Raw genomic sequence first — 9,529 nt, forward strand, 5'->3', positions numbered from 1 at the left:
GAGTTGATGCAGTAGCGCAGTCCTGTGGGTGGCGGGCCATCCTCAAAGACGTGACCTAGGTGGGCATCACAGACAGCGCACAGAACTTCCGTGCGCACCATGCCGTGGGAGAAATCCGGTTCCATGCGGATATTTTTGGGGTCAAGGGGTTGCCAAAAACTCGGCCAGCCACTGCCAGAATCATACTTCGTCTCGGAGTGAAAGAGCGGCGTGCCACAGCAAACACAGCGATAGAGACCGGGCTTTTTGTTATTCCAGTAGCAGCCTGTGAAGGCGCGCTCCGTTCCCTTTTTGCGGGTGACATAGTACTGCTCAGGAGTCAGTTGAGCTTGCCATTCAGCATCAGTTTTCACAACCTTAGCCATTTTTGCCTCAGAAATAGACAGTGATCTTACTCTTCAGCATAATCAGGGACATCGGGAAGTTCCAGTCTTTTTGCCAAAGGTTCCCTGCCAAGGGGAAAATGTAAGGGCAATCTTGACCTTGTTTGGTTATGCCCGTTTCGCTGCCCCTCACCTTTGATTTGTCCTCTGAGTCCGAGTTTTATGCTCAGGTCAGCGCTGGAATTCAGGCAGCAGAGCAGGCCAATTGTCAGTTCCTGAGTCTGGGGCTGCCTTTACCGACGGTTGATCCCCTAATGCTGTTGGCTGGCCTGATGCAGGTCAGTGGCGAAAGTGAGCATTTTTACCTTGAGCAAGCGGGGCAGATTGTTGCTGCCTGTGGTGCGGTGGCAACTCGTCATGCTCAAGGAGATCAACGGTTTACGCAACTCCAGCGTTTTAGTGAACAAACCCTCAGCCGCGTGTGGGCGATCGCCCCAGCCGAACCGCGCGTCTTTTGTCAATTTAGTTTTTGGGAGCACACAGGCTCGAATCGGGGGGTCTTACCCCGCTGGCAGGTGATGCAGCATCTTGATCATGTTTGGCTCACCCTCAATTGTGCCTTAGAAACCAGTACACCTCATCGCCTTTGGCAAGACTGGCAACTGGTGCAGCGGGCACTAGCACACCTTCTCGCCGATCCGCCCCCTTGTCCACCCCCCCTGGGGATCGCTCTACCGCCTCTGCCCCAGCAATATGAACAATTTATTGCGAGTGCCAATCGTGCCCTCCAGCTCCTAGGGGAGGGAGACTTAGAGAAATTGGTTTTGGCTGCTGCCCTTACCCTAGAGCAACCCCAAGAGTTTAGTTGGCTGGGGACGTTACACAACCTGCGCCAGCACCATGGCAATTGCTACATCTTCAGTGTGGGTCAACAGCGGCAACCGGTCTTTGTGGGAGCCAGTCCCGAACGGTTGGTTAAAATTGCCAACGGCGTTCTCTGGGCCGATGCCTTGGCGGGTTCCCGTCCGCGGGGGCAAACGCTGCAAGAGGATCAAAACCTGCGCCATGGCCTCTACCAAAGTCCTAAGGAGCGTTACGAGCATCAAGTGATTGTCGAGTTTCTCTGCCAAACCCTCCAGCAGCTCGGCATGATCTGTGAGGTACCTCCCCAGCCCCGCATCCTTGAATTGAGTCATATTCAACATTTGCAGACCCTAGTTCAGGCTCCCGTTCCTCGGCCAACTCATATTCTCCAGGTGGTTGCTGCCCTCCATCCTACCCCAGCAGTGGCGGGGTATCCCGCTTCACGGGCACAACACTGGCTGCGGCAACTGGAATCCTTCGATCGCAGGGGCTATGCCGCTCCCCTTGGCTGGGTGACACCCAACGGAGAAGGGGAGTTTATCGTCGGTATCCGTTCTGCTCAGCTTCAGGGAAACTGTGCCCATCTCTTTGCTGGAGCTGGTATTGTTAAAGGCTCTCAGCCGGAACGCGAATGGCAGGAAATCCTGTGGAAGTTTCAGACAATGATCGCCGCTTTGGCCTAGCGTAGGGGGGGCTGCTTTTTGCTGATGGTCAGCATTGGCAAGGGTTGAGAGGATTGGGGCGGCAGGGCATACTGGGGTACCTTCTCAGGAAAAGAACGTTCCGGCGATCGCTGAAGGAAGCGAAAGAGGAGCGCACTTCCCATTAGACCCAGACCCAATAGCAATAGACCGTTGTAGCCCCCCAAGCCACCAATGGTCGAATCAACCCCTCCCATCAGCAGGAGGAAGGCAGAGATGGGTTCTTTGCGGTAGGCTTTGCGCAGAAAGCGAGGATAAATCATAGGCGATCGCTCAGTGACTCACCATCAGAACATGGGAATGCTAGCAGCTTGGCGTTAAATGGGCTGTATTTTAGCGACCGTACGCCAAAGCAAGTATTGATCTTCAGGTACTAGGCTACTTCTATCCTGACAGATCCAAAAGTCCAGCGGCATTGACGGAAAAAGGGGGCGATCGCCCCCCAGTGCTCTCTCTAGTAGGTTTCCACGTGCCAGCGACCCTCTTTCTTAAGCGTGCCCTTGAGGAATTCCTGCCAATCGGCACCATTTTTAGCCGCCGCTGCGGTCATCGCCTCATCAATCCCCGGCTCCATCCCCTTGAGACCACAGATGTAAACGTGGGTATTTTTCTTCTGGAGGAGTTGCCAGAGTTCATCGGCGTGCTCGGCAATGCGGCCTTGGATGTACATCTTGCCGCCGTCGGGGGTTTTCTGTTCGCGGCTGATGGCATAGGTGAGGCGGAAGTGATCGGGATATTTGGCCTGTAGTGCCTCTAGCTCATCCTTGTAGAGGATATTGGCGGTGTAGGCGACACCAAAGAAGAGCCACGCCAGCCCCTTGAATTGATAATCGGGGTTATTTTCTTTGAACATGCGCCACAAAAAGGCACGGAAGGGGGCAATCCCGGTTCCCGTTGCCAGCATGATAATCGTGGCTTCGGGGTCCTCAGGCAGGAGCATTTCTTTGCCCACTGGCCCGGTAATTTTCACCTCATCGCCGGGTTTTAACTGGTTGAGGTAGGAGGAACACACGCCGTAGATGGTTTCACCGGTTTCTTTGTCCTTGTACTCTAGACGCCGCACACAGAGGGAAACCGTTTTATCATCTTGAAAGTCGCCATGGCGGCTCGAGGCAATGGAGTAGAGGCGCAGTTTGTGGGGTTTGCCGTTAGCGTCGGTGCCCGCAGGAATGATCCCAATACTTTGGCCTTCGAGGTAGCGCAACTCGGTGCCGGAAATGTCAAAAATAATGTGCTTGACGGTTCCCTCGCCCCCTTCCCGCACTAATTCTTCATTGGAGATAACCTTGCCGATGCAGGGGTTGTTAGGACGATAGATGTTAAGGGGAATATCAACTTTCTTTTCTTTAACAGCGGCAGCACCGTTATTGGATGTAGATTCCGTGGCAGCAGTCAAGGGCGCACCTGTACCATTGAGGGGTTGAATGCTAACAATTCTGCCCCCCCAGCGGGTAATTTGCTGCATAAACTGATTCATGCGGTCATAGGGAACGTTGAAAAATTGACTGCCACTGTTGCGGATGGCATAGTCAGTTTTATCGGTCTCGGCATTTTGTCGCAGTCCCACCACTTCATAGCGAAACATCCGACTGCCAGAACTGGTCACATTGTACATGGGCTACACGATCTCCAAAAATTAACTCAGCTTTACATTCTGCAACACAACGTCCCAACCGCGATCTACTATCACGTTTTGGCTATGGGATTGCCGTGCTTCGGCCACCCACATTATATCTAGCAAGGGCAGCGACAGGGGCTTTTCCTAGGGATAGGGCTAAATTTCTTGCCCACAAGAGACAGGTTCTCCCCCCTCAGCATGGGTTTGCAAGATATAGCGATCGCGCCCTGAGCGTTTGGCCTCGTACAAGGCGGCATCGGCAGGTGCCACTAATTTTGCCATAGGACAGTCTCCAAGGGTGGTGGTCAGGATGCCAATGCCGAAGGTAGGGTTGCACTGGCAACTTGGCATAGGAAATCCCTAAATTGGAGATGTCGTTAGAAACCTGCGTTAAACCAAAAATGACAACGCCATGGGGAGCTGGCGCAATAGGATAGTCAAGAATCAACCTAGGGCAGCAATTAAAATCTCTCACCGATTCTTCAGATGTTCTTAATGAGCGGAGAGTGCTCAATCTGCATTCGGCGATCGCCGGGCTTGATAGGCCTGCCAACTCTCCACGACGCGACCGAAATTGGTGCGGAACTCTCGCCAGCCAAGCCAACTTCCCTGTTCGTGCTCATCCCAAGAGGCCGAAAGAATGCCATAGCTCAGCCCAAGGGCACCAAGGCCAAAGAGACCGAGAGTGGCGATGACAACGGCTACATTGGGCAACTGAAACCAACCCTCATGCACAATGAAATAGCTCAGGGGAAACGTCATCAATCCCAAAAGAGTAGGGGTACCGCAGAAAATGGCCATCCGGGCAACCATCCGCTGGCTAACAATTTCAGGAATCCCTGTACTTTTGGCTTGCTTGGGTGAAGGTTTTGAGGCATTAGAACGGACGGCTGCGGTGGCAGGAGCTTTGACAGACTTTGTTGCTCCTTTTTTCTTTTTAGGTTCAAAAGGCAGATCCGACCGTTTTGCCATTGTCCTTAACCCCGAATTCCGAGACGTTCAATGAGTTGGCGATAGCGTTGGGCATCATGGCGATGGAGGTAGGCCAAGAGCCGCTTGCGACGACCAATGATTTTCAGTAATCCTCGGCGAGAGGCGTGATCTTTTTTATTCGCCTTTAGATGTTCGGAAAGCTGCTTGATCCGCTCCGTGAGGATAGCAACTTGGACATCCGCAGAGCCGGTATCCGTAGCGTGGATTTGGTAGGTGTTAATGATTTTTTGTTTGACGTCGTGTTGTAGAGCCATGGTCATCAATTATTCAATTATGAACGGCGCGATCTATTATCATACTCCGTTCTTTTCAAATAATAAACTCCTTGAACTGCAACTATTCTGCCTGTTTACCTGCACTGCCCTGGGAATTGCTGACATTGGTGCTGTTTTCCTCAGTGGGGGCGATCGTCAGCAGTTCCTTGAGGGGTTTTTCGCTATCGGAAATCGGCGGTTTGGCCGTTGTCAGTTCTGTATCAATAGCGAAGGTGGCAAATTGGGTGAGAATTTCGCGGCAGAAGACCTCTGCTGCCCGCGATCGGTAGCGATTGGGATTGGTAATCAGCGACAGTGTGCGTTTCACTACCACATTTTCAATGCCCACCCGCCGTAGGCTCCCTAGTTGTAGCTCCTTCTCAATGGCGGAAACGGAGACAAAAGCAGCCCCTAAGCCCGACTGCACGGCATTTTTAATCGCCTCGATAGAATTTAACTCCATCTCTACCTTGAGGCGGCGAGGGTCAATGTTGGCGCGCTGGAGAACCTGATCAATCACCTTGCGAATCGTGGATTGGGCATCGAGGGCAATAAAGCCCAATTTGTACAAGTCTTCTTTGGTGAGGGTTTCGGCACTCGCCAAGGGATGATCCACCGGTAAAACGAGAGCCAGTTCATCCTCAGCATAGGGGGTAACGGTGATTTGCTCACTCAGTTCTGAAGGGACTTCACCGCCAATGATTGCCAGATCAATTTGGCCGTTGACCAAACTCCAGCAGGTGCGGCGGGTGGAATGGACATGGAGTTGAACAGCAACTTCGGGATACTTGCTGCGAAATAGCCCAATCATGCGGGGCATCAGGTAGGTGCCAGTGGTTTGACTCGCCCCAATGATGAGTGTCCCCCCTTGCAATTTTTGCAGGTCTTCGATGGCGCGGCAGGCTTCATGGCACAGGGAAAGAATTCGATCGCCGTAGGCCAGTAGGAGTTTTCCGGCTTCGGTGAGTTGGGCGCGGCGTCCCCCGCGATCAAATAGGGGAACATCCAGTTGGCGCTCTAGGTTTTGCACTTGTAAACTCACTGCGGGTTGGGAAACGTAGAGGCTGTCAGCAGCTCGCTTAAAGCTGCCTTCGAGGGCGATCGCCTTCAGGATGCGCAATTGATCAAGGGAAAAGGGCAATTCGGACATAGGCATTGAGGCCATCGGCGTGCCATTAAAAGGCGTTTTTCTGAACTTATCAGGAATCATGCCCAATTGATATCTCTCCCCGCAAAAAGACTTTGGCGTGCCAGTGACGTAAAACAGCACGTCTGAACCTATTGTAAGGGTTGGGTTTCCCCCAGGGGATCGCTGACTTTTGTTACAGGCTGTTACGTTATTTCGCTATGGAGCCACCGGTCCCCGATCCAGCCCCACCCGAACATTTGCCTGCATTTGTGACTTCTTGACCCCCTACTGAGTTGCTCATCTTCTAGCAGTAGCGAAAAGGGAAGATTGCCGTTCGCTAAAATCGGTCTAGCGATGCTCTCGAAGAGCCGCTACACAATTGCCCGCGGAGGTAAAATCGTGCCCTACGCTTGGCCCAAGTGGCTGCCGCTGCCGGTTGTTGCTACCACCCTAGGGGTGGCTGCTGTGGTGATGGGCATGCGCCAACTGGGACTGCTCCAGCCATCGGAACTGAGTTTGTATGACTTCTATGTGCAATTGCAACCCGCCCGCGACCCCGATTCGCGTATCCTGACGGTGCTGGTGACGGAGCAGGACATTCAAGCGCAAAAAACGTGGCCGCTGCCAGATGCGACGCTGGCGGATCTGCTCACCCGCCTCAATGCGGCAAGTCCTCGTGTCATCGGCTTGGATATTTTTCGTGATTTGCCGCAGCCCCCTGGCCATGCTGCGCTGCAAAACATGATTCGCGTTAATCCGCGTATTATTCCAGTGTGCAAATCCATGGGCGAAACAGCAGAACAACCCGAAGTGCCGCCGCCACCGAGTATTCCCTTGGAGCAAGTGCCAGAGCGGGTGGGCTTTGCCGATATTCCCCTCGACAACGATGGCGTCATTCGCCGCAATCTATTTGCAATCAGCAATCCTAGAGCGCAGCGGTGTACAACGCCCTTTTCCTTTGCCCTAATGGTGGCACTACGTTACCTGGATCAGGAGCCAACTCAGACCATTAAACTCGATGACAAGGGTTTGACCCTGAACGGTGTGCATTTTCCTCTCCTCACCAGTGATGCCGGTGGCTATGTGGGGGTGGACGATCGCGGGATGCAAACCCTGCTGAAGTACCGCTCACGCACCGCAGTGGGGCCGACAGTTTCCCTCACGGATGTCCTGACCGGACGGATAAGCGAAGACCTAATTCGCGATCGCGTGGTTTTGATTGGGGTGTCTGCACCGAGTATCAAGGACACTTTCCTCACGCCCTATAGTGGCAGTGATGCGGTGACGCAGCAAATGCCGGGGGTGGTTGTCCATGGCCAGATGGTGAGTCAATTCCTGAGTGCTGCTCTCGATGGGGAGGGTCCCATTTGGTACTGGCCACTGCCGCTGGTGCTAGGTTGGATTCTCCTGTGGGCCGGGGTGGGCAGTGCTCTGGGCTGGTGGTTGCGGCAACCGCTGTGGTTGGGTATCGCCGTTGCCGGCGGCCTAGTGATTCTCTTTGGCAGCGGCTTTGGCATTTTTGTCATGGCGAGTGGCTGGATTCCCGTGATGCCGCCGGCGATCGCCCTAGTGCTCAGCAATGCGGTCATGGTGGGCTACGTTGGTTATCAGGCGCAGCAGGAGCGGAAATCTTTCCAAGCCAAAGTGCAGGAACAGGAAAAAGCTTTGGCGTTATTGCGATCGCTGATGGCGGAGGATACAGCAGCCCTCAATGCAGCACTGCGCGAACCGACAGAAATTACGGGCAAACCCCGCTCTCTCCTCAGTGGTCGCTACAAAATCCAAAAAGTCTTGGGGTCAGGGGGCTTTAGCCGCACCTATTTGGCTCAAGACACCCAGCGGCCGGGAAATCCCCTCTGTGTCGTCAAGCATTTGCGTCCGGGACGCACCGATGAGCGCTTTATGCAGGTGGCACGGCGACTCTTCAACACCGAGGCAGAAATCCTTGAAAAGCTAGGCCGCCACGATCAAATTCCCCTCTTGCTTGCCTATGTGGAGGAAAATCAGGAGTTTTATCTAGTTCAAGAATTTATTGAAGGTCAGTCGCTGAGTCAAGAACTCAAACAAAAATACACGGAAGCCCAAGCCCTCCAACTCCTCCGAGAAATCTTAGAAGTGCTGAGTTTTGTCCACAGTCACTATGTGATTCACCGCGATATTAAGCCCGACAATATTATTCGCCGTGCCAGCGATCGCAAGCTGGTATTGATTGACTTTGGGGCAGTCAAGCAAATTCAACCCCAAGAAGTGGCAAAAACCCAAGGGAGCACCGTGGTCATTGGTACGATGGGGTATGCACCGCCAGAGCAGCTCTCTGGTCAGCCCACCCTCAGCAGTGATGTTTACGCCGTGGGCATGATTGCCCTGCAAGCCCTAACCGGCATTAAGCCCCGCGATCTACCGCGAGATTCACGGACAGGTGAAGTGGATTGGCAACGGTGTGTCACCGTGAGTGAAGGTCTAGCGGCAGTGCTCAATAAGATGGTGAAATTTAACTTTAGCGATCGCTACCCCTCGGCTAAGGAAGCCCTTCAAGATGTGCGACGTCTAGGGACGCCCGCTTCATCCGTCCTGGGAATTATTTTGTGAATCGTCCTGTGTTGCTCTCTGACCTTCCCCTTGGTACCTCGGCGCGTATCACTGCCATTGAGGGAACAGCCGCTTGGCAACGCCGCCTTGCCGCCGTGGGATTCACGGTTGGCCAAACCGTTACCCTGCTGCGTCGTGCCCCCTTCAGTCAAACCTTTGCCGTGCGGGTGGGTACCCTGACCGATGTGGCCCTACGGGCAACGGATGCGCGCACCATTGTGGTGGAACCCTTGAAAAACTAGAGAGTTGGCACGAGTTGCGGATTCTCGCGATTGGCATCCTGAGCTGCTGCCGCCAGCAAGCCGTAAAAGAGGGGATGGGGTGCATTGGGACGGGAGCGAAACTCAGGGTGAAACTGCACCGCAATAAAGAAGGGGTGAGCCGGATACTCGATAATTTCCACTAAGCGGCCATCGGGAGAGGTGCCCGTAATTCGATAGCCCGTTTCCAAAAAGAGACTGCGATAGGCATTGTTAAACTCGTAGCGGTGGCGGTGTCGCTCGTAGATGACCGTTTCCCCGTAGAGCTTTTCGGCAAGGGAATTGGGGGTGAGGCGACAGGCATACAAGCCCAAGCGCATCGTTCCCCCCAAATCCACAATGTCCTGCTGTTCGGGCAACAGGTGAATCACCGGATGAGGAGTATTGGCATCAAACTCGGCACTGTTGGCATTCTCTAAACCCGCAATATGGCGTGCCCACTCAATCACTGCGCATTGCATCCCCAAGCACAGGCCCAAAAAGGGGATCCCCTGCTCACGGGCGTATTGAATAGCTGCAATTTTGCCTTCGACCCCGCGCATGCCAAAGCCTCCAGGCACAACGATGGCCGCAACATTGCTGAGGGCAGTGTCCACACCGTTGTCAACGATTTCTTCGGAGTTGACCCAGCGGATACGCAACTCCTGATCAAGGGCGATCGCTGAATGCAGCAGGGCTTCCACCACCGAAAGATAAGCATCGCTGAGGCGCACATATTTGCCAACGATTGCCACCTCAACGGCCTGTGGGAACGGTAGAGCCGCTCCACAAGGGCTTGCCACTGACTGAGATCCGGTT

At 53.9% G+C, this 9,529-nt stretch carries 10 protein-coding genes and 1 pseudogene; 3 read left to right on the top strand and 8 right to left on the bottom strand.

Going from position 1 to position 9,529, the window contains the following annotated elements:
• On the bottom strand, positions 1-365 hold a 365-nt coding region (msrB, locus tag Q0683_RS06630), incomplete at its 3' end, for a peptide-methionine (R)-S-oxide reductase MsrB (protein ID WP_298976918.1).
• 128 nt (positions 366-493) lie between these two features.
• Between msrB and Q0683_RS06635 the strand changes: the two genes are divergently transcribed.
• Positions 494-1,870: an isochorismate synthase MenF gene (locus tag Q0683_RS06635; protein ID WP_298614016.1), complete on the top strand. Its 1,377-nt coding sequence runs from the start codon at positions 494-496 to the stop codon at positions 1,868-1,870.
• Here Q0683_RS06635 and Q0683_RS06640 read toward each other — a convergent pair.
• The 6 genes from Q0683_RS06640 to Q0683_RS06665 all read right to left on the bottom strand — a co-directional run bounded on the left by Q0683_RS06640 (position 1,867) and on the right by Q0683_RS06665 (position 5,903).
• Complete coding sequence (locus tag Q0683_RS06640; protein ID WP_298614018.1) at positions 1,867-2,151, bottom strand: hypothetical protein; 285 nt, start codon at positions 2,149-2,151, stop codon at positions 1,867-1,869. The two genes, Q0683_RS06635 and Q0683_RS06640, sit on opposite strands and share 4 nt — an antisense overlap.
• Positions 2,152-2,342: 191 nt before the next feature.
• Positions 2,343-3,503, bottom strand: coding sequence for a ferredoxin--NADP reductase (petH, locus tag Q0683_RS06645; protein ID WP_298976921.1), 1,161 nt, complete (start codon positions 3,501-3,503; stop codon positions 2,343-2,345).
• A gap of 159 nt (positions 3,504-3,662) precedes the next feature.
• On the bottom strand, positions 3,663-3,788 hold the full coding sequence (locus Q0683_RS06650; RefSeq protein WP_298617134.1) for a hypothetical protein: 126 nt from the start codon (positions 3,786-3,788) through the stop codon (positions 3,663-3,665).
• A 228-nt stretch (positions 3,789-4,016) separates the two neighbouring features.
• Positions 4,017-4,478, bottom strand: coding sequence for a PAM68 family protein (locus Q0683_RS06655; RefSeq protein WP_298614024.1), 462 nt, complete (start codon positions 4,476-4,478; stop codon positions 4,017-4,019).
• Between the two features lie 5 nt (positions 4,479-4,483).
• Complete coding sequence (rpsO, locus tag Q0683_RS06660) at positions 4,484-4,753, bottom strand: 30S ribosomal protein S15 (protein ID WP_298614044.1); 270 nt, start codon at positions 4,751-4,753, stop codon at positions 4,484-4,486.
• A gap of 82 nt (positions 4,754-4,835) precedes the next feature.
• Positions 4,836-5,903 carry a LysR family transcriptional regulator gene (locus tag Q0683_RS06665; RefSeq protein WP_298976924.1) on the bottom strand — a complete coding sequence of 356 codons (1,068 nt, stop codon included), beginning with the start codon at positions 5,901-5,903 and terminating at the stop codon, positions 4,836-4,838.
• Positions 5,904-6,281: 378 nt separating this feature from the next.
• Between Q0683_RS06665 and Q0683_RS06670 the strand changes: the two genes are divergently transcribed.
• Both Q0683_RS06670 and Q0683_RS06675 read left to right on the top strand, forming a co-directional pair.
• Complete coding sequence (locus Q0683_RS06670) at positions 6,282-8,471, top strand: CHASE2 domain-containing serine/threonine-protein kinase (protein WP_298976927.1); 2,190 nt, start codon at positions 6,282-6,284, stop codon at positions 8,469-8,471.
• A complete protein-coding gene (locus Q0683_RS06675; RefSeq protein WP_298976929.1) occupies positions 8,468-8,713 on the top strand; it encodes a FeoA family protein in 246 nt (81 codons plus the stop codon). Before Q0683_RS06670 ends, Q0683_RS06675 begins: the two co-directional genes overlap by 4 nt.
• Here the strand turns inward: Q0683_RS06675 and Q0683_RS06680 are convergent.
• Positions 8,710-9,529, bottom strand: a pseudogene (locus Q0683_RS06680) (CTP synthase); the annotation flags it as partial. The gene Q0683_RS06675 and the pseudogene Q0683_RS06680 overlap by 4 nt on opposite strands.

Source organism: uncultured Thermosynechococcus sp. (genome assembly GCF_938074695.1).
Classification (GTDB): domain Bacteria; phylum Cyanobacteriota; class Cyanobacteriia; order Thermosynechococcales; family Thermosynechococcaceae; genus Thermosynechococcus.

What these genes read in the sequence shown, in the direction of transcription:
- Q0683_RS06635 (WP_298614016.1), top strand. Translation starts at nt 494, where the DNA reads ATGCCCGTTTCGCTGCCCCTCACCTTTGATTTGTCCTCTGAGTCCGAG.
- Q0683_RS06640 (WP_298614018.1), bottom strand. Translation starts at nt 2,151, where the DNA reads ATGATTTATCCTCGCTTTCTGCGCAAAGCCTACCGCAAAGAACCCATC.
- petH (WP_298976921.1), bottom strand. Translation starts at nt 3,503, where the DNA reads ATGTACAATGTGACCAGTTCTGGCAGTCGGATGTTTCGCTATGAAGTG.
- Q0683_RS06650 (WP_298617134.1), bottom strand. Translation starts at nt 3,788, where the DNA reads ATGGCAAAATTAGTGGCACCTGCCGATGCCGCCTTGTACGAGGCCAAA.
- Q0683_RS06655 (WP_298614024.1), bottom strand. Translation starts at nt 4,478, where the DNA reads ATGGCAAAACGGTCGGATCTGCCTTTTGAACCTAAAAAGAAAAAAGGA.
- rpsO (WP_298614044.1), bottom strand. Translation starts at nt 4,753, where the DNA reads ATGGCTCTACAACACGACGTCAAACAAAAAATCATTAACACCTACCAA.
- Q0683_RS06665 (WP_298976924.1), bottom strand. Translation starts at nt 5,903, where the DNA reads ATGTCCGAATTGCCCTTTTCCCTTGATCAATTGCGCATCCTGAAGGCG.